Here is a 25,219-nt window from a genome sequence, read left to right as displayed (position 1 = left end):
GATGTTCTGGCCGCTGATCATGTCCGAGGTGGGCTGGCCGACACTTTTACCGCCCCCTGGACAGGCTGCCCAGAATCCCGCGCACGATCGCGCGGCCGACCGACGAGCCGACCGAGCGCACGACAGCTTTGATCGCGGCTTCGGCCACCGTCTGGCGGTTGGACGGCCGTGGTGCAGGGGCCCGGCGACCGCCTGATTGCTGCGGCGGCGGATCGTCATTGCCGAAGCCCGGAATGGTCCAGCGCGAGCGGCCAGTGTCGGCCTGCTGCGCCTGCTCGTCCTGCGCATCCCTGGCTTTCTTCTGCAGCATCTCGAAGGCCGATTCGCGGTCGATGGTCTGGTCGTACTGGCCGGCGACCGGGCTCTGGTCGATCAGCTTGCGGCGCTCGTCCGCCGTGATCGGGCCAAGCCTGGACGACGGCGGCCGGATCAATGTCCGCTGCACCATGGACGGCACGCCCTTGACCTCCAGCGTCGAGACCAGCGCCTCGCCGGTGCCGAGCTGGGTGATGGCGGTGGCGCAGTCGAAATCGGGATTGGGCCGGAAGGTGTCGGCGGCGGTCTTGACCGCCTGCTGCTCACGCGGCGTATAGGCGCGCAGCGCGTGCTGCACACGGTTGCCGAGCTGGGCGAGAACCTTTTCAGGGATATCCAAGGGGTTCTGCGTAACGAAATAGACGCCGACGCCCTTGGAGCGGATCAAGCGAACCACCTGCTCAACGCGGTCGATCAGCACCTTCGGCGCCTCGTCGAAAAGCAGATGCGCCTCGTCGAAGAAGAACACCAGCTTCGGCCTGTCGGGATCGCCGACCTCGGGCAATTCCTCGAACAGCTCCGACATCAGCCAGAGCAGGAAGGTGGCGTAGAGCCTGGGGTTCATCATCAATCTGTCGGCGGCAAGCACGCTGATGGCGCCACGACCGTCGCGAGTGGTGCGCATGATGTCGGCGATGCGCAAAGCCGGTTCGCCGAAGAAATGCGCCGCGCCCTGCTGTTCCAGCACCAGAAGCGTGCGCTGGATTGCGCCGACCGACGGCTTGGTGACATTGCCGTAGCGCGAGCTGATCTCGTCGGCGCGCTCGGCGACGTTGGCCAGCAGCGCCTGCAGATCCTTCATGTCGAGCAGCAGCAGGCCGTCCTCATCGGCGATGCGGAAGGCGATGTTCATGATGCCTTCCTGCGCTTCGGAGAGGTTCATCAGCCGCGACAAAAGCAGCGGCCCCATTTCCGAGACGGTGGCGCGGATCGGATGGCCCTGCTCGCCGAACAGATCCCAGAAGATGACCGGGAATTCCTGGAAGTCGTAGGGATCGAGCTTGACCTGCTCGGCCCGCTTGACCAGGAAATCCTGCGCCTTGCCCATCATGGCAATGCCAGACAGGTCGCCCTTGATATCGGCGCAGAACACAGGCACGCCGGCATTGGAAAACCCCTCGGCCAGGATCTGCAGGCTGACTGTCTTGCCGGTGCCGGTGGCGCCGGTGATCAGGCCATGGCGGTTCCCATATTGCAGCAAGAGCTGTTCGGCGCGCTGATAGCTGTCGTCGGGCTTGCGGCTGGCGCCGAGGAAAATGCTGGTGTCGTCAGCCATATGACCATGTCTCCGCAAACTGATGTGTTAAAAGCCTGTGGCCGTGCCGCAGGGTATAGTCAGGCCATTGCGCAGCGACAATGCTATTCTCCAATTGGGCTATCCATCCAGTTGGCTATTCATCCAGATTGGGCCAATCGTCTAAATTGAACCAATCCTCCAAATCGGTTTTTGGAACTTGCGGATTTTGCCGCTGTTTGGCAATCGTTCCATGGTTCGTCCACGCAGGCTGCCCTATGTCAGGGAAGCGAATCCCAACCGCGCAAGCGCATTGCATTGCGATATCTGGCAGGGAACCGTAGACTGGACGGCTGACGCTGGTGCGGCCGCATAAAAACGAGGAACATGGATGGGCGCCGGAGCCTTGACCAGGAGCATCGAACCCGCTGACGTCGAGCGCCAGCGTTGGCTGGCCTTGGCCGAAAAGGCGCTCGCCGGCGCCTCGTTCGAGGAAAAACTGGTCTCGCATACCGACGATCAGATTCGCATCGAGCCGCTCTACGATCGCGCCGCAGGCGCCGAGCCGCTTGTGCGCGCCAACCCCAAATTGCCCTGGATTGCCAGCCAGCGCATTGACGATCCCGATATCGGCCGCGCCAAGGCGCAGGCCCTGGACGATGTGGCACAAGGCGCGACGGGATTGTCGCTTGTCTTCGAAGGTGCTCCGAATGCGTTCGGCTATGGCCTGCCGAGGACGGCGCAGGCGCTGGAGACGGTGCTGGACGGCGTACCGCTAAACCGCACGCAGATCCGCATCGACGCCCATCCCTGGAGCCGTGCCGTTGCCGACTGGCTGGTGGCGTTCCTGAGCAAGCGCCGCTCCGACCCGGCAAAGCTGAACCTCTCCTTCGGCATCGACCCGGCGGCAATCTTTGCCGGAACCGGCCGGCTGCGCATGTCGATCGAGGCGTTGCAGGCATCGATGCCGCAATCGCTGGCGCATTTCTTCTCGCTGGGCGTGCCGGGTGTGCTGCTGGAGGCAGACGGGCGGGTGTTCCACAATGCCGGCGCCACGGAGGCGCAGGAACTCGGCACCATGCTCGCTTCCGCCGTCTCCTACCTCAGGATGTTCGAGGATGCGCGCCAGCCGCTTGTCTATGCCGCTCCCCATATCGGCTTTGCGCTGAGCGTCGACCAGGACCAGTTCCTGTCCATGGCCAAGGTCCGGGCGTTGCGCAGGCTGTGGGCGCGTATTCAGGAAACCTGTTCCATCCCCGCATCGGCAGCCAACATCCATGCCGAGACGTCGTTCCGCATGATGACGGCGGCGGATCCCGAAACCAACATCCTGCGCACCACCATCGCCAGCTTTGCAGCGGCAGCAGGCGGCGCGGACTCGATCTCCACCCTGGCACACACCATCGCCCTCGGGCTGCCGGCCGGCTTTGCCCGCCGCATCGCCCGCAATGCGCAGTTGATCATGGCCAATGAAGGCCATATCGACCATGTCGCCGACCCAGCATTTGGGTCGGGCGCAGTCGAGGCGCTGACCCTGGGCCTGTGCGAAGCGGCGTGGGAAGAGTTCCAGCGGATCGAAGCGGAAGGCGGCGTTCTGGCAAGTCTGCAGCAAGGGCATATCCAGAAGCGCGTGAAGGCAGCATCCGAGCGCCGCGCCGGGGCCTACCGGTCGGGTGAACGGGCAATCATCGGCACCACGCTTTACCCGCTGAAAAACGATGCCCCGGTCGAGACGCTGGCGGCTGAGCGGCGGCCGCCTTTCACAGAGGGCGTGGCGGTGTGCGAGGCGCTGTTTCCCGTCCGCATCGACCAGGCAATCGGAGCCGCACAGTGATCCCGGATTTCAGCCACATTGGCTGGTCGGCGCCACGGCGCGCGCCGGTCGAGGTCAAGGGCCAGCGGCTGACGCCGGAAGGCATCGCCGTCAAGCATCTCTACAGCCAGGGCGATCTCAAGGAGCTGCCGCATCTCGACACCTATCCGGGAATGCCGCCCTTCGTGCGCGGTCCCTACCCGACCATGTATGTCCAGCAGCCGTGGACAATCCGGCAATATGCCGGCTTCTCGACGGCCGAGGAATCCAACGCCTTCTACCGGCGCAATCTCGCCGCCGGCCAAAAGGGCCTTTCGGTCGCTTTCGATCTGCCCACCCATCGCGGCTATGACAGCGACCATCCGCGCGTTGCCGGCGATGTCGGCATGGCGGGCGTGGCCATCGATTCCATCCTCGACATGCGGCAATTGTTCGACGGTATCCCGCTGGGCGAGATGACGGTGTCGATGACCATGAACGGCGCGGTGCTGCCGATCATGGCGCTCTATATCGTTGCGGCCGAAGAACAAGGAGTTGCGCAGAAGGATCTCGCCGGCACCATTCAGAACGACATTCTGAAGGAGTTCATGGTCCGCAACACCTACATCTATCCGCCGAAGCCCTCGATGCGGATCGTGTCTGACATCTTCTCCTATACCTCCCAGCACATGCCGAAGTTCAATTCGATCTCGATCTCCGGCTATCACATGCAGGAGGCCGGCGCGACCGCGGACCTGGAGCTCGCCTACACCATCGCCGACGGCATCGAATATGCCCGCGCCGGCGTCGCCGCCGGGCTCGATATCGACCGTTTCGCCCCGCGGCTTTCCTTCTTCTGGGCGGTCGGCATGAACTTCTTCATGGAGATCGCCAAGCTCCGCGCGGCGCGCCTGTTGTGGGCGACCCTGATGCAGAAGAATTTTGCACCGAAGGATGAACGCTCGCTGTCGCTGCGCACCCATTGCCAGACCTCCGGCTGGTCGCTGACGGCGCAGGACCCCTACAACAACATCACCCGCACCATGATCGAGGCGATGGCGGCGACGCAGGGACATACCCAGTCGCTGCACACCAACTCGTTCGACGAGGCGATGGCGCTGCCGACTGACCACTCCGCGCGCATCGCCCGCAACACGCAGCTGATCCTGCAGAAGGAATCCGGCACCACCCGCATCATCGATCCGTGGGGCGGCTCGGCCTATATCGAACGGCTGACGCATGATCTGGCGGCGCGTGCGCTCGCCCACATCGAAGAGGTCGAGGCGCTTGGCGGCATGGCGGCGGCAACCGAACAGGGCATTCCAAAACTGCGCATCGAGGAAGCGGCGGCGCGCACGCAGGCGCGTATCGATTCCGGCGAGCAGATACTGGTTGGCGTAAACGCGCATCGCCCCGAGAACAACATCGAGGTCGACGTGCTGAAGATCGACAATGCCGAGGTCAGGGCACGGCAATTGTCGAAGCTGCAGAACCTGAAAGGCACGCGCAATGTCGGCGCGGTCGAGAGCGCGCTCGATGCGCTGACCCGCGCTGCGCAGGGTAACGAAAACCTGCTGGAATTTGCCATCCTCGCCGCGCGCGCCAATGCCACGGTCGGCGAGATCTCGCTGGCGCTCGAAAAGGTCTTTGGCCGTCACGTCGCCTCGGTGCAAACGATCTCCGGCGTTTATCGCAATGCGCTTGGCGACAATCTGACGGTCGACCGATTGCTGGAGAAGCTCGAAGCTTTTGAGAAGAAGTCCGGCGGCAAGCCGCGCATCCTGGTCGCAAAGATGGGACAGGACGGCCACGACCGTGGCCAGAAGGTGATCGCCACCGCCTTCGCCGATCTCGGCTTCGACGTGACGGTCGGCGCGATGTTCCAGACACCCGACGAGATCGCCAGGCTGGCGGTGGCGCAGGACGTCCATGTCATCGGCGCCTCGTCGCTGGCGGCGGGGCACCTGACGCTGATCCCCGAACTACGCGACGCGCTGAAGAAGCTCGGCCGCAGCGACATGCTGATCGTCGCCGGCGGCGTCATCCCGCCGCAGGATTACGGCGCAGTGCTGGAAGCGGGTGCCGCGGAAATCTTTCCGCCAGGGACGGTTATCCCGGAGGCTGCGGATCGGTTGCTGGACCGGCTGCTGGCGGGCTGATTGAAACAGTTGCACTGCTTATCAAAGTTGCGTTACAATATCGGGCGCAACCTATGGTATAGCTATGAACACCATCATTCACGGACTTGAGGACGGATCGGGCGTTGTAATCCTGCCGCGGGAAACGCTCGACAGCTTGAGCCTGCAAGTGGGCGATGAACTCCAGATCATCGAAACCACGACGGCATCATCCTAAGGCCGGTGCCGTGTGACGACGTCGAACGGCAAATACGTGCTGCTCGCGATGTCATGGACAAGTATGAGCCCGCGTTGCGAAAGCTGGCTGTGCAAATAGGGTGAGCTGGCGTCAGGCGTCCGACAGCTTGACGATTTCCCATTCCTTGCCGTTGACGCTTGCGACGTCGCCGACCTTCTTGCCGAACAGCGCCACGGCCATTGGCGAGACGTGTGAGATGCTGCCCTTTGAGGGGTCGGCCTCGTCCTCGCCGACGATCTTCCAGTGCACTTTCTTGCCGTCATCGCTTTCCAGCGTGACACCCATGCCGAAGCGCACCTGGTCGCTGCCCGGTTCCGGCACGGAAAGCTCGGCGCTTTCGCGGCGCGCTGTCCAGTAGCGCAGGTCGCGCGAGACGACGGCAATGCGCTCGCGATCGGCTTTTCGCTCGGCTTTCGCCAAAATGTCGCGCAGATCGGCCAGATTGTCCTCGATCATCGCCAGGCCGCGCTCCGTCACCAGATTGCGGTGTTGGCTGATCGGCCGCTCGCCGATGCCGGCAATGGCGTTTTCGCTGTCTTCCTCGCGGGTGAAAGCCCTGCTCATCGGATAAACTTAGGCCCGCTTCGGCGACTGTACAAGCCACTTGGCGGACCCGGTCATTGGTCGGACTATCGCCGAGCGGAGACCTATGCGGCTGGCCCAATTCCTGCGAAGAACCATTTCATCGCAGGGATCTGTGCCGATGTTGAACAGACGAACGCTTCTCAAGGGGACTGTCGGCTTTGCGGTGCTCGGCGTTTCGTTGGACAACGCCTTGGCGAAGACGGCAGCGCTTGGCTCGATCAATGCCGCCGAGCTTGGCGTGGAGCCGGACGCACCGGACGACCAGAGCAGGGCCTTCGCCAGGATGCTAGCCGAGGCAAGCCAGCGCAATGCGCCGGTGTTCCTGCCGCCGGGCACCTATGTCGTGTCCAACCTGACCCTGCCCGCCCGCGTCAGGCTTTCGGGCGTGCCGGGCGCCTCGCGCATCCTCTATGGCGGCAGTGGCCATTTGCTGACGGCCGAACAGGCCGAGCATATAGAGTTCACCGCATTGGTCTTCGACGGCGCCAACGGCGGGTTGGCCGACGATGCGCAAGGCCTGCTCGACCTGCGCCGCGTCGCCCATCTCGTCATCGACAATTGCACGATCACCGGCAGCGGCAAGCATGGGCTGGCGCTGGAGCATGCGTCGGGCCGCGTCGAGCGCTCCGAGATTTCGGGGGCTGCGGACGCCGGCATCTACTCCGTCGAGGCCGCTGGCCTGGCGATATCCGATAATGCCGTATCCGACTGCGGCAATGGCGGCATTCTTGTCCATCGCTGGCAGCAGGCCGAGGACGGCACGATCGTCAGCGGCAACCGCGTGCAGCGGATCGGCGCCCGCAGCGGCGGCACCGGGCAGAACGGCAATGGCATCAACGCATTCCGTGCCGGCAATGTCTCGGTCACCGGCAACATCGTCTCGGACTGCGCCTTCTCGGCAATCCGCGCCAACAGTTCCAGCAATCTGCAGATGACCGGCAACACCTGCTCGCGGTCGGGCGAAACGGCGCTCTATTCCGAATTCTCCTTCGAAGGCACCATCATCGGCAACAACATCGTCGATGGTGCCGCTAACGGCATCTCGATCGTCAATTTCAACGAGGGCGGCCGTATGGGTGTCTGCTCGAACAACATCGTGCGCAACCTCTCGACCGCCGGCCCTTACCCCGCCGACGCGCCTGGCTTCGGCGTCGGTATCAGCGTCGAGGCCGACACCACCGTCTCGGGCAATGTCATCGAGAACGCGCCGCTCTACGGCATGCAGATCGGCTGGGGCGCCTATATGCGCAATGTTGTGGCGACGGGAAACATCATCCGCAAGGCGGGAACCGGCATCGCCGTCACTGTGGTCGAAGGCGCTGGGAACGCCATCATCTCCGACAACGTCATCGACGGCGCCAGGAACGGCGCCATCATCGGCCAGCGCTGGGCCGAACCGGCGACCGGCGACCTCGCGCGGTCAAGCGTAAGCGGCAATGCGCATCTGACGGTCGAGCGAAACAGGGTCAGCTGAGCGTCGTCGTCGGCCGCAGCGAGCCGACCTTGGCGCCGATGCGGCTTTCGATCGGCGGATTGGCCCGCTCCAGAAGGTTCGCCTCCAGTGCGCCGTCGGCGCTGAGAAGTTTTGCCAGCACAGCGGCAATCATCACCTCGGCGGCGCGGCCGGCGCCGTCATCACATTTTAGCGCGATGCCGAGGCCAAGCTCCGGAACGGCGGCGCAATAGACACCCTCGGCGCCCGTCTTGACGAATATGCGGCCGGGCGCGGCCTGCATCAGCGCCACATCCACTTTGCCGGTGCCGGCGACCAGGAAAGGCTCGGCCATACAGGCAGACAGCAGGCGTTTGGCCGCCTTGGCGCGCTCAGGGCCAAGGCTCCTGCCCGTCGCCATGCGGGCAAAGCCCAGCGCAAAGCTTTTCAGCGGCACGGCATAGGTGGGGATCGAGCAGCCATCGGTTGCCCGGTGATCCGCATCGTGGGCAGCGCCGGTCACCGCCTGCATGGCGTCGCGCACCATCTCCTGCAAAGCATGGCTGGCCTTGACGTAGCCCTGATGGGCAATTCCAGAGTGCACGCAGGTGCAGAGAAAGCCGGAATGCTTGCCGGAGCAATTGTTGTGCAGCGCGTTCGGAGAGACGCCTGTGCGGGCCAGTGCGATCGTCGCGTCGTGGCTCGACGGCCAATGGGCGCCGCATTCCAGCGCCGACTCGTCGAGGCCGGCCTTGGCCAGCATCGCCTGCGCCAGTTCGACATGCGCGGGTTCGCCTGAATGTGAAGCGCAGGCCAGCGCCAGTTCGCGGTCGCCGAAGCCATAGGCATCGGCGGCACCCGTTTCGACCAGCGGCAGCGCCTGGATCGCCTTGACCGCCGAGCGCGGAAACACCGGCCGCGCCGTATCGCCGATCTCCAGGACAGGCTTGCCGTCCCCGTCGAAGATTGCGACAGCGCCACGATGGGCGCTCTCGACGATCGCGCCGCGCAAGACCTCGACCAGAACCGGATTTGTCATCACCACGCCCCAAAAATACGGGCCGCTTCTACCTGATCCGGTCGAGGATGGAAACGTAGTTGGCGACGGCAGCGCCACCCATGTTGAAGATGCCGCCGAGCGTTGCCCCCAGCACCTGGATGCCGCCTGCCTCGCCGGTCAACTGCATGGCAGTCAGCACATGCATCGACACACCGGTGGCGCCGATCGGATGGCCCTTGGCCTTCAGCCCGCCCGAAGGATTGACCGGCAGCCTGCCGTCTTTTGCCGTCGTGCCGTCCAGCGCCAGCCTGGCGCCCTCGCCCGGCTTGGCTAGGCCCATCGCCTCGTATTCGATGAGTTCGGCAATGGTGAAGCAGTCATGCGTCTCGACGAAGGAGAGGTCGTCGAGCGTCACGCCGGCCTTCTTCAAAGCCAGGTTCCAGGCCTGCTCGCAGCCTTCGAAAGACAGGATATCGCGCTTCGACATCGGCAGGAAATCCTGGACATGCTCGTTGGCGCGGAAGGCGACGGCGCGGCGCATCTTCAACGCCGTCGAGGTGTCGGTCAGCACAAGGGCGGCAGCACCGTCGGAGACCAGCGAACAGTCCGTGCGCTTCAGCGGACCGGCCACGAACGGGTTTTTCTCGCTTTCCTGGCGGCAGAATTCGTAACCGAAATCCTTGCGCATCTGCGCGTACGGATTGTCGACGCCGTTCTTGTGGTTCTTGGCGGCGATCATCGCCAGCGCGTCCGACTGGTCGCCATAACGCTGGAAATAGGCCTGCGCGATCTTGCCGAAGACGCCAGCGAAACCGGCCGGCGTGTCGCCCTCCTCCGGCAGATAGGAAGCCTTGAGCAGGTTCTTGCCGATCTCGGGGCCGGGGGTCGTCGTCATCTGCTCGGCACCGACCACCAGCACGATGCGGGCGGCATTGGCGTCGATGGCGCGGATGCCTTGGCGAACCGCTGCCGAACCGGTGGCGCAGGCATTCTCGACGCGGGTCGCCGGCTTGAAGCGCAGCCGATCATCGGCCTGCAGCACCAGGCTGGCGGTAAAATCCTGCGGCGAAAAGCCGGCATTGAAATGGCCGAGCACGATCTCGTCGACCTCGTCCGGACCGATGCCGGCATGGTCGAGCGCGTCGACCGCGACCTTGGTGATCAGGCCTTCCAGCGTCTCGCCTTCCAGCTTGCCGAAGCGCGAATGCGCCCATCCGACGATGCATGCGGTCATGGCAACCTCCGTTTGCCGCAAGCCTAACATGTCTAAGCGCGGCATTAGCCTCTAATATTGTTCAACAGTGAACTGTTTTCCAATCCAAGGGATGGGCCAGAGCGACATGATCGGTTGATCCGAGCGCGAGTTTTTTATTGATTGATCCGTCAATAAAAAATAATCTCTGTTTTGATCTGGATCTCCCCAATGCCGAAAGTCGGAATGGAACCGTTGCGCCGCAAGGCGCTCATCGACGCGACGATCTCGGCGATCGGCGAGCGCGGCTCGCTTGATGTGACCATGTCGGAGATCGCCGGACGTGCCGGTGTATCCTCAGCCCTCGCCCATCATTATTTCGGCGCCAAGGACGAGCTCCTTCTGGCGACAATGCGGCACATTCTGGCCGAACTGACCATCGACATGCGGCGTGCCCTGCAATCCGCCGGCTCGCCGCGCGAACGCGTCTCGGCGGTGGTCGCCGTCAACTTCTCCGACATCCAGTTCCGGCCGGAAACCATCGCGGCCTGGCTCGCCTTTTATGTCGAGGCGCAGAAATCATCGGCCTTGCGCCGGCTGCTCAGGGTCTATGCGCGGCGGCTGCATTCCAACCTGATGAGCGGACTGATCGGCATACTGCCGCGCAACGAAGCCGACCGCGCGGCGGAAGCGGTCGCGGCGATGATCGACGGGCTGTACATCAGGCGCGCGCTGAAGGACGGCGTGCCGGATGCTCAAACCGCGATCGCGCTGGTCGAAGATTATCTCGAAATCAAACTCGGCGGGCGACAGACACAGTGACAGCCTCAGTGATATCAAGGCGACCCAACATCCTGATCGTCATGGTCGATCAGCTCAACGGCACGCTGTTTGCGGACGGGCCGGCGGACTTCCTGCATGTGCCGCATCTCAAGGCGCTGGCCGCACGCTCGGCGCGCTTCGGCAACAACTACACGGCCTCGCCGCTTTGCGCGCCGGGCCGCGCCGCCTTCATGAGCGGGCAATTGCCGTCGCGCATCCAGGTCTATGACAACGCCGCCGAATTCGCTTCCTCGATCCCGACCTATGCGCATCATCTGCGCGGCGCCGGCTACTACACTTGCCTATCGGGCAAGATGCATTTCGTCGGCCCTGACCAGTTGCACGGTTTCGAGGAGCGGCTGACCACCGACATCTATCCCGCCGATTTCGGCTGGACGCCGGATTACCGCAAGCCCGGCGAGCGCATCGACTGGTGGTATCACAATCTGGGCTCTGTCACCGGCGCCGGCGTTGCCGAGATCACCAACCAGATGGAGTATGACGACGAGGTCGCCTTCCACGCGGTGCAAAAACTTTACGATCTTGCCCGCACCTCCGAGGACGAGGCCAGCCGGCCCTGGTGCCTGACGGTTTCCTTCACCCACCCGCACGACCCCTATGTCGCACGGCGGCAATATTGGGATCTCTATGAAGACTGTCCGGCGCTTGAGCCGGAGGTGGGATTCATCCCCTATGCCAATCAGGACCCGCATTCGCAGCGGCTCTACCGGGCCAGCGACTACGACAGTTTCAACATCACACCCGAGCAGATCCGCCGCTCGCGGCGCGGCTACTACGCCAACATCTCCTATCTCGACGACAAGGTCGGCGAGATGGTGTCGGTGCTGGAACGCACGCGCATGCTGGACGACACGGTCGTCCTGTTCTGCTCCGACCATGGCGACATGCTTGGCGAGCGCGGCCTGTGGTTCAAAATGAACTTCTTCGAAGGTTCGGCGCGGGTGCCGCTGATGATCGCCGGCAAGGGTATTCCTGCCGGGCTGGTCGAGGCGCCGGTCTCCAACCTCGACGTGACGCCGACACTGTGCGATCTCGCCGGCATCGACATCTCTGCCATCGCGCCGTGGACCGATGGCCAGTCGCTGCTGCCGTTGCTTGATGGCGGACAGCGCACCGCGCCGGTGCTGATGGAATATGCCGCCGAGGGCTCCAACGCGCCGTTGGTGGCGATCCGCGACGGCCGCTACAAATTCATCCATTGCGAGATCGACCCGCCGCTTCTGTTCGATCTCGAAGCCGATCCGCAAGAACGCACCAATCTTGCCACCGATCCGGCGCATGCCGATCTGGTGGCGGCCTTCACGGGAGCCGTGCGAGCGCGCTGGGACATGACGGCATTCGATGCCGCGGTGCGCGTCAGCCAGGCGCGGCGCTGGGTGGTTTATCCCGCGCTGCGCAACGGCACGCATTACCCCTGGGAATTCCAGCCACTGCAGAAGGCGTCGGAACGCTACATGCGCAACCACATGAACCTCGACAATCTCGAGGAACAGAAACGCTTTCCGCGAGGGGAATGATGACAATTGTCCCCTCCCTCGAGCACCTCAGACAGGCCTATGCCGTGACGTCGAAGGCGACGCAGATCACGCCTTTGCTGGAATCGACAGCCTTGGCCAACGAGACGGGTGCGGCCCGCGTCTTTATCAAGCCGGAATCGCTGCAATGGGCGGGATCGTTCAAGGTGCGCGGGGCCTATTGGCGGTTGAAGCGGCTGTCGCCGGATGAGGCCAGAAAAGGCGTCGTCGCCTACTCCTCCGGCAATTTCGCGCAAGGGTTGGCGGCTGCCGGCCAGGCGCTCGGCATTCCCGTCACCATCGTCATGCCGATCGACGCGCCGGCCGCCAAGCGCGATGCGACCGCAGGCTATGGCGCGCGCGTCGTGCTGACCGATCATGGCGAGCGCGCCCGTGAAGAGGTCGCAGCCGCCAAGGCCCGCGAGATTGCCGAGACCGAAGGGCTGGCATTGCTGCATCCATTCGACGATCCGGAGATCGTTGCCGGCCAGGCCGGCGCCGGGCTCGAAGCGCTCGAACAACTCGAGGCAAAGGACGCCAGTGCCGACCTTCTGTTCTGCTCGGTCGGCGGCGGCGGACTGATCGGCGGCATGTCGCTCGCCTTCCACTATCTGTCGCCGGCAACCGAGATCATCGGCGTCGAGCCGGAAGGCTTCAACGGCATGGGTGCATCGCTAGCGCATGGCGCCATCGAGACCATGCCGATCGCGCCGAAATCGATTTGCGACGGGCTGATGTCGCGGCGGCCGGGCGACGCGCCGTTCGCGGCGGTCAGGACCGCCGGCGTGCGCGGCATCACCGTCGACGACCAGTCGGTTAGGCAAGCGATGAAGATCGCCTTCGAGCGGATGAAGCTCGTGCTTGAGCCGTCAGGCGCCGCGTCGCTGGCGGCGCTGCTCGGCGGCAAGGTGGATGTGGCGGGTAAAACGGTCCTGGTCATGGCTACCGGCGGCAATGTCTCTCTCGCCGATTATATTTCGCATATGAACGATGGGCGCATGTGAACCATGCTTGAAGCAGATTTCGTCATCATCGGCTCCGGCTCGGCCGGCTCGGCCATGGCCTACCGGCTGTCGGAAGACGGCAAGCATTCGGTGATCGTCATCGAGTTCGGCGGCACCGATATCGGGCCGCTGATCCAGATGCCGTCGGCGCTGTCGATCCCGCTCAACATGAGCCTTTACGACTGGGGCTTTGCCAGCGAACCGGAGCCGCATCTCGGCGGCCGCGTGTTGGCGACGCCACGCGGCAAGGTGATCGGCGGCTCGTCCTCGATCAACGGCATGGTCTATGTCAGGGGCCACGCACGCGACTTCGACCACTGGGCCGAACAGGGGGCCGCCGGCTGGGGCTTCGCCGACGTGCTGCCCTATTTCAAGCGCATGGAGGACAGTGACGGTGGCGAGGACGGCTGGCGCGGCCACGGCGGCCCGCTGCACGTCCAGCGCGGCCTGCGAAAGAATCCGCTCTACGGCGCCTTTGTCGAAGCCGGCCGTCAGGCGGGTTTTGAATTGACCGACGACTATAACGGTTCGAAGCAGGAAGGCTTCGGACCGATGGAGCAAACCATTAGCGGCGGCCGCCGCTGGTCGGCGGCGTCAGCCTATCTGAAGCCGGCGCTCAAGCGGCAAAATGTCAGCGTGATCAGAGGCTTCGCCCGCCGGGTGATCATCGAGAATCAGCGTGCCGTCGGAGTCGAGATCGAAGCTCACAAACAGATTCAGGTCGTTAAGGCGCGACGTGAGGTGATCGTTGCCGCATCATCGATCAATTCGCCCAAGATCCTGATGCTATCCGGTATCGGCCCGGCCGCGCATCTCAAGGAGAATGGCATCCAGGTCGTGGCCGACCGGCCCGGTGTCGGCCGCAATCTGCAGGATCATATGGAGCTCTACATCCAGCAGGAATCGACCCAGCCGATCACGCTGAATTCGGTTCTCAACCCATTCTCCAAGGCGCTGATCGGGGCGCAGTGGCTGTTCTTCAAGACCGGCCTCGGCGCCACCAACCATTTCGAGGCCGCAGCCTTCGTGCGCTCGCAGGCCGGCGTCGACTACCCCGACATCCAGTATCACTTCATCCCGGCTGCGGTGCGCTATGACGGCAAGGCGGCGGCGAAGGCCCATGGCTTCCAGGCCCATGTCGGGCCGATGCGGTCGAAGTCGCGCGGCTCGGTGACGCTGCGCTCTCCCGACCCGAAAGCGGCACCGGTGATCCGCTTCAATTACATGTCGCATCCAGACGACTGGGCCGAGTTCCGCCACTGCATCAGGCTGACTCGCGAGATCTTCGGCCAGAAGGCTTTTGACGGCTTCCGCGGCAAGGAAATCTCGCCAGGTTCGCATGTCCAGTCGGACGAGGATCTCGACGCCTTCATCCGGGATCATGCCGAGAGCGCCTATCACCCGTGCGGCACCTGCAAGATGGGTCGGGCCGATGACATCACGAGCGTCGTCGATCCGGAGTGCCGCGTCATCGGCATCGACGGGTTGCGGGTCGCCGACTCCTCGATCTTTCCGCGGGTGACCAACGGCAACCTCAACGCGCCGTCGATCATGACCGGCGAGAAGGCCTCCGACCACATTCTCGGCCGCACGCCACTGGCGCCGTCCAACCAGGAACCCTGGATCAATCCGCGCTGGCAGGTGGCGGATCGATAGGGCATTGTCCGGCGGACTGCTCCGCAATAGCGAATACATCTGGAGAACAGCATGCGCGCCCAGCCAACGGCATCGCACTATGTCAACGGCCGCTACATCGAGGACGAAGGCGGCGCGCCGCTGCCGGTGATCTATCCGGCGACCGGTGAGGTCATCGCCACCTTGCATTCGGCGACTCCGAACGTGCTGGAGCTCGCCATCGAAGCCGCGCGGGCCGCACAACCGGCCTGGGCGCGGATGAAGCCGGTCGAGCGTGGCCGCATCCTGCGCCGCGCCGCCGACATTTTGCGCGCGCGCAACGCCGATCTGGCGCGGATCGAGACGCTCGACACCGGCAAAGCGATCCAGGAGACGCTGGTGGCGGATGCACTATCGGCCGCCGACTGCCTCGAATATTTCGGCGGCGCGGTTGCCGCCTTCAACGGCGATGCGATCGATCTTGGTGGACCTTTTGCCTATACGCGCCGCGAGGCGCTCGGTGTGTGCGTCGGCATCGGCGCCTGGAACTATCCGATCCAGATCGCCGGCTGGAAATCCGCCCCCGCGCTCGCCATGGGCAACGCCATGGTATTCAAGCCTTCGGAAAACACGCCGCTGTCGGCGCTGGCGCTGGCCGAGATCTACTCAGAGGCGGGCCTGCCCGACGGGCTGTTCAACGTCGTGCAAGGCTATGGCGATGTCGGCGCCGGCCTCGTCGGCCACGATGTCGTTGCCAAGGTTTCGGTGACCGGCTCGGTGCCGACCGGCCGCAAGGTGCTGTCGCTCGCCGGTTCGAAGATGAAGCATGCGACGATGGAACTCGGCGGCAAGTCGCCGCTGATCGTGTTCGACGATGCCGATCTCGAAAACGCCATCGGCGGCGCCATGCTCGGCAATTTCTATTCGACCGGGCAGATCTGCTCCAACGGCACGCGTGTTTTCGTACAAAGCGGCATCCATGACCGCTTCGTCGACCGGCTGGTTGAGCGGACGAAAAAGATCCGCATCGGCGATCCGCTCGATCCTGAGACGCAGATGGGGCCGCTGGTCAACAAGGCGCAGCAGGAGAAGGTCGTTTCCTACATCGCGGCCGGCAGGCAGGATGGAGCAACGCTCGCCTGCGGTGGCAACGTGCCGTCGCTGCAAGGGTTCGATGGCGGCTTCTTTGTCGAGCCGACGGTGTTCACCGGTGTCACCGATACGATGCGCATTGCGCGCGAGGAGATTTTCGGGCCGGTGATGAGCGTGCTGAAGTTCGACGGCGAGGACGAGGTGATCGACCGCGCCAACGACACCGAATTCGGCCTCGCCGCCGGCGTCTTCACCCGCGACCTGCAGCGCGCTCATAGGGTGATCGCCGAACTGCAGGCCGGCACCTGCTGGATCAACGCCTACAATCTGACGCCAGTGGAAATTCCGTTTGGCGGGGTGAAGCAATCCGGCATCGGGCGCGAGAACTCGCTGGCGGCTTTAGCGCTCTATTCGCAGCTGAAGGCGGTGTATGTCGAGACCGGGGACGTGGCGAGCCCGTATTGAGGGTTGAAAGCGAAGTGACAGCTGATCTCCCCCCTTGCGGGGGAGATGGCCGGCAGGCCAGAGGGGGGTGTGACGGATCGCCACCTTTGGTCTGATCTTCGAGTAGCTGAGACGTCGGCGGGACAGCACCCCCCTCTGCCTTGCCAGGCATCTCCCCCGCAAGGGGGGAGATTGGCAGCTCCAACGCCTCACCCCTTCTGCGCCGTGCCGTCCAGATACTGCGTCAGCGCGCAGACCAGATGATAGAAGATGCTGGCCGGCACGTCCGATGCCAAGGAGCGGCCGCGTTCGTCGATGCGGTCAATCCACAGGCCGAGCGGGGCCGGATCGATGTGCCAGCGGAACAGGCGGCCGACGCGCGCCTCGATTTCCGGCTTGAGGTCGGGACCACCCGAGCCATCCAGCGCAATCGCCGCCTTGATCGCTTCTGCCTGTGGCCAGCTGCGCGATACAAGGTCGAGCGGCAGGCCTTGTCTTGAGACGGCGCCATAGGCAAGGCCGGTGGCGCGGTTGAGGCCGTTGGCGATGGCCGAGGCGTAGAGCTTGCGGGCAAAATTGCTCAACTCGCCCTGGCCGCTGCGGGCGACGAAATCGGTGAGCAGCGAGGCCCATTCGAAATGATGGCCGGGCTCGGTCCATGTGCCCTTCTCGCCGGCGGCCGGCTTCCATCCGGCATCGAAATATTCGCCCAGCGTCCAGCTCTCGGCATCGAAGAAATGACTGCGGAAAAGGTCGATGATGCGCGCGGCGCGGCGCAGATAGGTGCGGTCGCCGGTCGCCTCATACCAGGCGAGGAAGGCCTCGAGCAGATGCATATGCGGGTTGGAGCGCCGCTCGCCCTCCCCGTCCGACGTCTCGAGGAAACCGGTCATGCGGCTGTCCTCGAGATGCGCGTCGAGGAACACGAAGGTCTCCTGGCCCAGCCGCAGCGCATCCGGATCGCCGCACATATGCGCATGCGCCAGCGCCAGCAGCACGCAGGAATGGTCGTAGGCATCCTCGGTTGGGTCGGCGACGGAGCCGTCGACATTGAGCGTGCGCACCCAGCCGCCCCGGTCCGTGCGGCCCTTGCCGGCCATGAAGGCGATGCCATGGGAGATCAGGCGATCGGCTGGACCGTCCCAGCCGCGGGCCTTGGCAACGGCGAAGGCGTAGACTTGCCTCGCCGTCGTGCGCATGCGCTTGGGCTTCAACAGCGCCTCGCCGTCGAAGCCGAGCGCCTCGTGGAAACCGCCATGACGCTCATCGACGCCTGAAGTCGACCACAGCGGCAAGGTCTCCTCGAACAGCCAGTGATGCACGCGCCGACGCCAGGCGCCGCTCTCGATGACGCGGTCGTGTGCCGGCGTGAACCTGGTTTCCAGCCGGCCCGACTTTTCCAGCTGCTCGACGATTTTCTTGACGTGCTGGCTGTGGCTGACCGGGGCGACGAAGGTGGCGTCCGCCGTCGAGACGATGGCGACATCCTTCATACCGATTGCCGACAAAAGCCGGCCGTCGCTTCTGATGTAGGAGTTTTCGCAATCAATGGCGACGACATCGCCGACGACGACATTGCCCTTGGCGTCGGCAGGGCCGACATCGAGCAGCGACTGCCAGGAGCCGAGGTCGTTCCAGCGGAAGCCGGCCGGCACCATGGCGATGTCCTTGGCCCGTTCCATGATGGCGTAGTCGATCGAGTTCGACGGGATGGCGGCGTAGAGGTCGAGCGGCATATAGAGGCCGGACAGATCCGAAGTCGCTGCCTTGTAGGCCGCTTCGGTGGCCTGCCAGATGTCGGGCTGGAAGGCCGCAAATGCGTCGCGCATGGCGCCGGCGCGAAACAGGAAAATGCCGGTGTTCCAGTAGAAGGTGCCCGCACTGAGATAGCTCTGCGCAGTGGCGAGGTCGGGCTTTTCGACGAAGCGCGACACGTCGAAGACGCCGCCGCTTTCGGCTGCAACTTCGATATACCCATAGCCGGTCTCGGGCTGCGTCGGCTTGATGCCGAACACCACCAGACGGCCGGCAAGCGCTGCCTGGCTGCCCGCCTCGACGCTCTGCCAGAACTGCTTGGGCGTGGCGATTTCATGGTCTGACGGCACCACCAGCACTAGGCTGTCGCCGAACTCCGACAATGTGCGCAACGCGGCCAGCGCCACGGCGGCAGCCGTGTTGCGCCCGGTCGGCTCGAACAGCGGGCCACCGCCGGCGAGGTCGAGGCCGGCAAGGTCGGCATGCACGCGCTCGGCATGGCGCTCGGCGGCGATCAGGAAGATCGGCGTTTCGCCCTCCGGCCGCGCCGTCAGCCGGCGCAGTGTCTTGGCCAGCATCGAGCCGTCGCCGGAAAGATCGTGGAACTGTTTCGGGTTGTCCTCGCGCGACAGCGGCCACAGCCGCGAACCGACACCGCCGCTCATGACAAAACTGACGATGCGCTCGGTCATGAAAGGTCCAATCAGAACGTCTGGTTGTAAGCGCCGACTTCGGGGCTGCGGCGCAGCACGGCGTCGACCGCCTCGAACATCTGCCGGCGGCGGTCGGACGATACCGGGCTTTCGACAACCACGACAAGCTCCGGCTTGTTCGACGACGCCCGTACCAAGCCCCAGGTGCCATCTTCGGCCACGACGCGCACGCCGTTGACGGTGATCAGCTCGGCGATCTTCTGGCCGGCAAAAGTCTTGCCGGCGCGCTGCATCGCCTGGAAGTCCGCCACCACCCGATCGACCACGCCGTACTTCACCTCGTCGCCGCAATGCGGCGACATGGTCGGCGTGCCGAAGGTCAGCGGCAGCGCGCGATAGAGATCGGCCATCGAACTTGTGGGGTTGCGGTCGAGCATCTCACAAATGGCGGTCGCGGTGATGAGACCGTCATCATAGCCGCGGCCGATCGGCGGATTGAAGAAGAAATGGCCCGACTTCTCGAAGCCGGCAACGGCGCCCAGTTCGGCGACCCGGCGCTTGATGTAGGAATGGCCGGTCTTCCAGTAATCTGTCTTCGCGCCGTTGGCGCGCAGGACGCTGTCGGTGTTGAACAGGCCGGTCGACTTGACATCGACGACGAAGGTCGAGCCGGGGTATTGGGTTGATATGTCCCGCGCGAGCATGACGCCGACCTTGTCGGCAAAAATCTCGTTGCCCTCATTGTCGACCACGCCGCAACGGTCGCCGTCGCCGTCGAAGCCCAGCCCGACATCGGCACCTGTTTCCAGCACTTTGTCCCTGATGGCATGCAGCATCTGCATGTCTTCCGGGTTCGGGTTATAGCGCGGAAAACTGTGGTCGAGTTCGACATCGAGCGGGATCACCTCGCAGCCGATGCGCTCCAGCGCCTGTGGCGCGAAGGCGCCGGCAGTGCCGTTGCCGCAAGCGGCCACGACTTTCAGCTTTCGCGCGATGCGCTTGTCGCTCACCAGATCGTCGAGATAGGTCTCGCGAAAACCGGAGACGAATTCGTAGGAGCCACCGCCGGCAAGATCGAAATCGCCCGACAGCACGATCTGTTTCAGTGCGCTCATCTCGTCTGGTCCGAAGGTCAGCGGCCTCGCCGCACCCATCTTGACTCCGGTCCAGCCATTCTCGTTGTGCGATGCGGTGACCATGGCGACGGAAGGCGCGTCGAGCGCGAACTGGGCGAAGTAGGCCATAGGCGACAGCGCCAGGCCAATGTCTTTCACCTTTGCGCCCGCAGCCATCAGGCCGGAAACCAGCGCCAACTTGATGGCAAGCGAATAGGAGCGGAAATCATGCCCGGTGACGATGTCGGGCCCGGCGCCAAGACGGCGGATCAAGGTGCCCAGGCCCATGCCCAGCGCCTGGACGCCGATCAGGTTCAGCTCCGGCGGTTGGCTGGAGCCGGCATGGCCAAACCACCAGCGCGCGTCGTATTCGCGAAAGCCGGACGCCTTGATCAGCGCTTCGGTTTCGAATTCGAAGCTGTTGGACCGGGCGTCGCCTACGATTTTCAGGGGCAAGGCAGCAGAGCTCCAGATGGCGAAAGCACGATTTATCGAGGCTGCGACTTAGCACACAAGGCTTTAAGCCGGGTTTATCCCAACAGAACATCCTGGCTTTGCGGGAATGCCGACGAAAGCCAACGAAATGCGACAGAAGCGCTGCCATTGCCGCTTGCAGGAACGGTATGCGGCAGCTATAAGCCCGCGGTCTGGTCACGGAGTGTAGCGCAGCCTGGTAGCGCACCTCGTTCGGGACGAGGGGGTCGCAGGTTCAAATCCTGCCACTCCGACCAGAAAAAACAGACACTTAGGTGTTTGTTCTCCCGACCCACAAGATAGCTTGATGCAAACCGGCTGCGTCGGCGTCGCTGTCAGCATGGTGTTTTGACGCGACAACCTTCCGCGCTACCTCGATAATAGGAATGCCGCCGAGACAGCGGCCGGAACGAGGTTTGCGGAAGATGAATTTGTTGATTTCAAGCCGGCTGTCAGCGCTGCTCGCTTTGTCCCTGGCGGCAGGCTGCTCATCGCTGGGCAGCGCGGTGAACCCGGCGAAATACGACAGCATGACATGCGCCGAGCTCAACACCGCCGTAGGCGATACCGCGCGCGACATCTCGCAAACCGCCATCACCCGCGGCAAGGTCGCCAACACCAGCGTGCCGAACTGGCTGCTCGGCGGCACGCGCGTGAAGAGCGCAGTGGCCAAGCGTGAGACGGCCAGAATCGAACTGCTGAAGCAGCGGCAAGAGGCCATTGTCGCGACAAGGGCCAACAGATGCCCCAGGTCAGCGGGCTAAGCGAACTGGCCCTACCCTGATTATCTGCTGAACGTCACGCCTTAAGCACTCAGCCTGAAGCGCGTGACATCGATCGCCGCAGCCATCAGCGTCTGGGTGTAGCCGGCCTGCGGGTTGCTGAAGATCTCTTCCGTCGGGCCTTCCTCGACGATCTTGCCCTGCCTCATGACGATGATGTAGTCGGCCATGGCGCGCACCACGGAGAGATCGTGGCTGATGAAGAGGTAGGACAGTTCGTGGTCGGCCTGCAGCTTGCGCAGCAATTCGACGATCTGCTTCTGCACCGAGCGGTCGAGCGCCGAAGTCGGCTCGTCCAGCACCACCAGTTTGGGCTTCAGGATCACGGCACGCGCGATGGCGATGCGCTGGCGCTGGCCGCCGGAGAATTCGTGCGGGTAGCGGTTGCGTGCGTTGGGGTCGAGGCCGACCTCGAGCAAGGCCTCGACGGCGCGCTGATCGCGTTGCTTGCCTGACAGGTTCGGCTCATGCACCAGAAGCCCTTCGGTGATGATCTGGCCGACGGTCATGCGCGGCGACAGCGAGCCGAACGGATCCTGGAAGACGAGTTGCATCTCACGTCGCAGCGGCCGCATCGCCTGGCGGTCGGCGGTGGAGATGTCGCGGTCGCCGAAGCGGATGACACCGTCGCTGGGCAACAGGCGCAGAAGTGCGCGGCCGAGCGTCGATTTTCCCGAACCGGACTCGCCGACGATACCGATGGTCTGGTTGCGCTTCAGCCGGATCGAAATGTGATCGACGGCGCGTAGCAGCAGCGGTTCGCCGGCAAGGAAGCCGCCGCCGATCTTGAAGGTCACTTCGACATTGCGGCCCTCCAGCAGCACCGGAGCGCTGGGCGGCGGCGCCGCCTTGGTGCCGGTCGGTTCGGCGGCCAGCAGCATTTTGGTATAGGCATGCTGCGGGTTGGCGAAAAGTGCTTCCGCCTCGCCTTCCTCGACCACCTCGCCATAGCGCATGACGTAGACGCGGTCGGCAAAGCGCCGGACGATGCCGAGATCGTGGGTGATGAAGACGATGGCCATGCCGAGCTTGCGCTGCAATTCGGCGAGCAGCACCAGGATCTGCGCCTGGATGGTGACGTCGAGCGCCGTCGTCGGCTCGTCGGCGATCAGGATGTCGGGGTCGTTGGCCAATGCCATGGCGATCATGACGCGCTGGCGCTGGCCACCCGACATTTCGTGCGGATAGGATTTCATCCGCCGCTCGGGATCGGGGATATGCACCAGCCTGAGCAACTTGAGCGCCTCGTTCCGTGCCTCGGCTGCGTTCAGCCCGCGGTGCTTGCGGATCGGTTCGATAAGCTGGTTGCCGATCGAATAGAGTGGATCGAGCGAGGTCATCGGCTCCTGGAAGATCATGCTGATCTTGGCGCCGCGCACCTTGTTGAGGTCGCTCTTGGTCATGGTCAGAAGATTGCGGCCGCGATAATCGACGTGACCCGTCGCCTCGCCATTGGACGCCAGCAGGCTCATCGCCGCCATCATGGTCTGGCTCTTGCCGGATCCGGATTCGCCGACCACGGCAACGGTTTCCCCTGCCTTGACGTGGATGTTGATGCCCTTGACCGCTTCGACCGCGCCGTCGAGCGTGCGGAAGCGGACGCGAAGGTCCTTGACGCTGAGGATCGTTTCGGGCGTTTCCATCGCAACGGTCCCCATCTTATCGGTCCCCATCTTTATCGGTCCCATCTTCATCGGTCTCTTGGATCGAGCGCGTCGCGCAGGCCGTCGCCGACGAAGTTCAGCGCAAACAGCGTCGACACGAGGAAGAAGGCGGGGAACAAAAGCAGCCAGTTGGCGGTGCCGATGTTCTTGGCGCCGACGGAGATGAGCACGCCCCAGCTGGTCATCGGTTCCTGCACGCCAAGGCCGAGGAAGGACAGAAAGCTTTCCAGGATGATGACCTGCGGCACCAGCAGCGTCATGTAGATCACCACTGGTCCGAGCAGATTGGGGATGACATGGCGCAGCAGTATGCCGCGCTGGCCGACGCCCATGGCTTCGGCCGCCTGGACATACTCCTGCCGCCGGATCGACAGCGCCTGGCCGCGCACGATGCGCGCCATGTCGAGCCACAGCACCGCTCCCACCGCCAGGAACATCAGCACGAAGTTGCGGCCGAAGAACACCACCAGCATGATGACGAAGAAAATGAAGGGCAAGGAATAGAGCACGTCGACGATGCGCATCATCACCTCGTCGATCTTGCCGCCGGAAAAGCCTGCCGCCGCCCCGTAGAGGACACCGATGACCACGGCGACAATGCCGGCAAGCAGGCCGATGGCCAGCGAGATGCGCCCTGCCATCAGCGTTCGCGAGAGAAGATCGCGACCGGTGTTGTCGGTGCCGAACAGGAAGTACTGCTGTTTGACCGACGCAGTCATAGTCAATTCGAGCCCGTCGGCCGATTTGCTCTCTATCTTGGTATCGTCGAAGGCATCGGAGCGGTCGAGATAGCGGATGTTGCGGTCGTCGATCGGTTTGGTCGAGGTGACGGTGACGGTGACGCGACTGCCGTCCAGTTTCCACTCCTTGATGTCGACGCGCATGCGCTTGATGGCATCCTTGAGCGCCGTCTCGATCATGTCGGGCTTCGGATAGGCTGAAAAGCTTGGCGGCGTGCGCACATAGTCGGCATAGATGGTGGTGTACTGATGCGGCACGAACCAGGGGCCGAAGATGCTGATGACGCCAATGAAGGCCAGGTAATAGAGGCTGAACATGGCGGCGCGGTTGGCTTTGAGGCGCGCCCATGCGTCGCCCCAGAGCGAGCGGCCGACGACGGCCGGCGGAGCGGCGGCGGCTGTGATGTCAGTCATAGCGCACCCTCAGTCATAGCGTACCCTCGGGTCGACGACCGCGTACATGACGTCGACGATCAGGTTGAAGACGATGGTGAAGAGCGCGATCACCACCACGGTCCCCATCACCAGCGTGTAGTCGCGGTTGAGCGCGGCATCGACGAAATAGCGGCCGACACCGGGAATGGAGAAGATGGTCTCGACGATGACCGAACCGGTGAGCAGCGCCGCGGCTGCCGGACCGGTGAAGGAAACGATCGGCAGGATGGCGCCGCGCAGCGCGTGCTTGACCACCACCGACCAGTCGGAGAGGCCGAGCGCACGCGCCGTTCGGATATGATGCGAACGCAAGCTCTCGATCATCGACCCGCGCATCAGGCGGGCAACGATGGCGATCTGCGGCAAGGCCAGCGTCAGCACCGGGCCGATCTTGTTGATCAATGCGCCATCACCCCAGCCGCCGATCGGCAACAGCTTCCAGGTCAATCCGAACACCAGCTGAATCACAGGAGCGATGACGAAGGTGGGGATAGTGCTGCCGGCGGTCGCCAGCGCAATCACCGTATAGTCGCCAAGCTTGTTCTGGTTGAGCGCGGCGATGGTGCCGAGCACCGAACCAAGCAGCAGCGCCAGGATCAGCGCGGAGGTGCCGAGCTGGACCGATATCGGCAGCCCCTTGGCAAACAGTTCGGTGACGGTGAAGTCAGGCAAATTGTAGCTCGGCCCGAAATTGCCGCGCAGGAGATTGCCGAGATAGTGGGCATATTGCAGCCAGAGCGGATCGTCGAGGCCGAACTGTGCTTCCAGATTGGCCCTGATCTCGGGACTGAGGCCCCGCTCCTGATTGAAAGGGCCGCCCGGTGCGACGCGTATCAGGAAGAACGCCATTGTCACGATGACGAACAGCGTCGGAATGGCGGTCAAAAGCCGCCGTAAGATGTATCGCAGCATCGGCGCCCCGCTTCGGCCAGAGCGACATACGTCCATGCGGACGCATTGCCACGCTCCGGCGCCAAATCTTCGCACCGGGCTTGCCGAAAATCGACCACGACTTTCGGACCGGTGCGATGACCGACCAGTCCGGGGGGGGGGGGGGGGGGGGGGGGGGGGGGGGGGGGGGGGGTGGTGTGGGGGTTTATTGTGTCCGGCGCCGGCGGGGCCGAGCCCGCGGGGGGGGTGGTGGGTTGGGTGGTTTTAGAAGTT

General features: G+C 63.9%; 19 protein-coding genes and 1 tRNA gene. 11 read left to right on the top strand and 9 right to left on the bottom strand.

Annotated features, from left to right (window positions below):
• Positions 1-46: 46 nt before the first annotated feature.
• Positions 47-1,591 (bottom strand): helicase HerA-like C-terminal domain-containing protein, encoded by a 1,545-nt coding sequence (locus NKJ57_RS20645; protein WP_352512385.1) that lies wholly within the window; start codon positions 1,589-1,591, stop codon positions 47-49.
• A gap of 349 nt (positions 1,592-1,940) precedes the next feature.
• On the opposite strand from NKJ57_RS20645, the gene NKJ57_RS20640 reads away from it, so the two are divergent.
• The 3 genes from NKJ57_RS20640 to NKJ57_RS20630 all read left to right on the top strand — a co-directional run bounded on the left by NKJ57_RS20640 (position 1,941) and on the right by NKJ57_RS20630 (position 5,696).
• Positions 1,941-3,383, top strand: a complete 1,443-nt coding sequence (locus tag NKJ57_RS20640) for a methylmalonyl-CoA mutase subunit beta (RefSeq protein WP_352512386.1) — start codon at positions 1,941-1,943, stop codon at positions 3,381-3,383.
• The gene (gene scpA, locus NKJ57_RS20635) at positions 3,380-5,500 is read left to right on the top strand and encodes a methylmalonyl-CoA mutase (protein ID WP_352512388.1); all 2,121 of its coding nucleotides are present in this window, start codon (positions 3,380-3,382) and stop codon (positions 5,498-5,500) included. The genes NKJ57_RS20640 and scpA overlap by 4 nt, the downstream gene beginning before the upstream one ends.
• Before the next feature lie 64 nt (positions 5,501-5,564).
• Positions 5,565-5,696 (top strand): AbrB/MazE/SpoVT family DNA-binding domain-containing protein, encoded by a 132-nt coding sequence (locus NKJ57_RS20630; protein ID WP_023732052.1) that lies wholly within the window; start codon positions 5,565-5,567, stop codon positions 5,694-5,696.
• Positions 5,697-5,807: 111 nt separating this feature from the next.
• Here the strand turns inward: NKJ57_RS20630 and greA are convergent, their stop codons facing one another.
• A complete protein-coding gene (greA, locus tag NKJ57_RS20625; RefSeq protein ID WP_023670749.1) occupies positions 5,808-6,281 on the bottom strand; it encodes a transcription elongation factor GreA in 474 nt (157 codons plus the stop codon).
• A 139-nt stretch (positions 6,282-6,420) separates the two neighbouring features.
• On the opposite strand from greA, the gene NKJ57_RS20620 reads away from it, so the two are divergent.
• Complete coding sequence (locus tag NKJ57_RS20620; RefSeq protein ID WP_023732053.1) at positions 6,421-7,776, top strand: TIGR03808 family TAT-translocated repetitive protein; 1,356 nt, start codon at positions 6,421-6,423, stop codon at positions 7,774-7,776.
• Here the strand turns inward: NKJ57_RS20620 and NKJ57_RS20615 are convergent.
• Entirely contained in the window at positions 7,769-8,773 is a 1,005-nt protein-coding gene (locus NKJ57_RS20615) for an asparaginase (RefSeq protein ID WP_352512390.1), read from the bottom strand. The genes NKJ57_RS20620 and NKJ57_RS20615 overlap by 8 nt on opposite strands.
• A gap of 28 nt (positions 8,774-8,801) precedes the next feature.
• Positions 8,802-9,968, bottom strand: coding sequence for an acetyl-CoA acetyltransferase (locus tag NKJ57_RS20610; protein WP_352512392.1), 1,167 nt, complete (start codon positions 9,966-9,968; stop codon positions 8,802-8,804).
• 189 nt (positions 9,969-10,157) lie between these two features.
• Here NKJ57_RS20610 and betI point away from each other — a divergent pair, with 189 nt between their 5' ends.
• The 5 genes from betI to betB are packed head-to-tail and all read left to right on the top strand — an operon-like array spanning position 10,158 to position 16,458.
• Positions 10,158-10,748: a choline-binding transcriptional repressor BetI gene (gene betI, locus NKJ57_RS20605; protein ID WP_023670745.1), complete on the top strand. Its 591-nt coding sequence runs from the start codon at positions 10,158-10,160 to the stop codon at positions 10,746-10,748.
• Positions 10,749-10,756: 8 nt separating this feature from the next.
• Positions 10,757-12,286, top strand: coding sequence for a choline-sulfatase (betC, locus tag NKJ57_RS20600; protein ID WP_352512414.1), 1,530 nt, complete (start codon positions 10,757-10,759; stop codon positions 12,284-12,286).
• Complete coding sequence (locus tag NKJ57_RS20595) at positions 12,283-13,287, top strand: threonine/serine dehydratase family protein (protein WP_352512394.1); 1,005 nt, start codon at positions 12,283-12,285, stop codon at positions 13,285-13,287. Before betC ends, NKJ57_RS20595 begins: the two co-directional genes overlap by 4 nt.
• A 3-nt stretch (positions 13,288-13,290) precedes the next feature.
• Complete coding sequence (betA, locus tag NKJ57_RS20590; RefSeq protein ID WP_352512395.1) at positions 13,291-14,943, top strand: choline dehydrogenase; 1,653 nt, start codon at positions 13,291-13,293, stop codon at positions 14,941-14,943.
• 51 nt (positions 14,944-14,994) lie between these two features.
• Positions 14,995-16,458, top strand: a complete 1,464-nt coding sequence (gene betB, locus NKJ57_RS20585; RefSeq protein WP_023670741.1) for a betaine-aldehyde dehydrogenase — start codon at positions 14,995-14,997, stop codon at positions 16,456-16,458.
• Positions 16,459-16,646: 188 nt separating this feature from the next.
• Here the strand turns inward: betB and NKJ57_RS20580 are convergent, their stop codons facing one another.
• Both NKJ57_RS20580 and NKJ57_RS20575 read right to left on the bottom strand, forming a co-directional pair.
• Positions 16,647-18,884, bottom strand: a complete 2,238-nt coding sequence (locus NKJ57_RS20580; protein WP_352512396.1) for a mannose-1-phosphate guanylyltransferase/mannose-6-phosphate isomerase — start codon at positions 18,882-18,884, stop codon at positions 16,647-16,649.
• Between the two features lie 11 nt (positions 18,885-18,895).
• Positions 18,896-20,416, bottom strand: coding sequence for a phosphomannomutase/phosphoglucomutase (locus NKJ57_RS20575; protein WP_352512397.1), 1,521 nt, complete (start codon positions 20,414-20,416; stop codon positions 18,896-18,898).
• Between the two features lie 198 nt (positions 20,417-20,614).
• On the opposite strand from NKJ57_RS20575, the gene NKJ57_RS20570 reads away from it, so the two are divergent.
• Together NKJ57_RS20570 and NKJ57_RS20565 are read left to right on the top strand one after the other, a co-directional pair.
• Positions 20,615-20,691: transfer RNA gene (locus NKJ57_RS20570), tRNA-Pro, on the top strand.
• Between the two features lie 168 nt (positions 20,692-20,859).
• Positions 20,860-21,198 carry a hypothetical protein gene (locus NKJ57_RS20565; RefSeq protein ID WP_023684572.1) on the top strand — a complete coding sequence of 113 codons (339 nt, stop codon included), beginning with the start codon at positions 20,860-20,862 and terminating at the stop codon, positions 21,196-21,198.
• Between the two features lie 41 nt (positions 21,199-21,239).
• Here NKJ57_RS20565 and NKJ57_RS20560 read toward each other — a convergent pair whose 3' ends face one another.
• From NKJ57_RS20560 to NKJ57_RS20550, 3 genes are read right to left on the bottom strand one after another with little or no spacing between them, the layout of a single operon-like run.
• Positions 21,240-22,859 (bottom strand): ABC transporter ATP-binding protein, encoded by a 1,620-nt coding sequence (locus NKJ57_RS20560; protein ID WP_352512399.1) that lies wholly within the window; start codon positions 22,857-22,859, stop codon positions 21,240-21,242.
• Between the two features lie 47 nt (positions 22,860-22,906).
• On the bottom strand, positions 22,907-24,034 hold the full coding sequence (locus NKJ57_RS20555; protein WP_023670736.1) for an ABC transporter permease: 1,128 nt from the start codon (positions 24,032-24,034) through the stop codon (positions 22,907-22,909).
• 9 nt (positions 24,035-24,043) lie between these two features.
• Positions 24,044-24,967, bottom strand: a complete 924-nt coding sequence (locus NKJ57_RS20550) for an ABC transporter permease subunit (protein WP_023684574.1) — start codon at positions 24,965-24,967, stop codon at positions 24,044-24,046.
• Positions 24,968-25,219: the final 252 nt, after the last annotated feature.

This window comes from Mesorhizobium sp. M0077 (assembly GCF_040322955.1).
In the GTDB taxonomy this organism is placed as follows: Bacteria; Pseudomonadota; Alphaproteobacteria; order Rhizobiales; family Rhizobiaceae; genus Mesorhizobium.
This window is presented reverse-complemented; position numbering and strand designations above follow the sequence as displayed.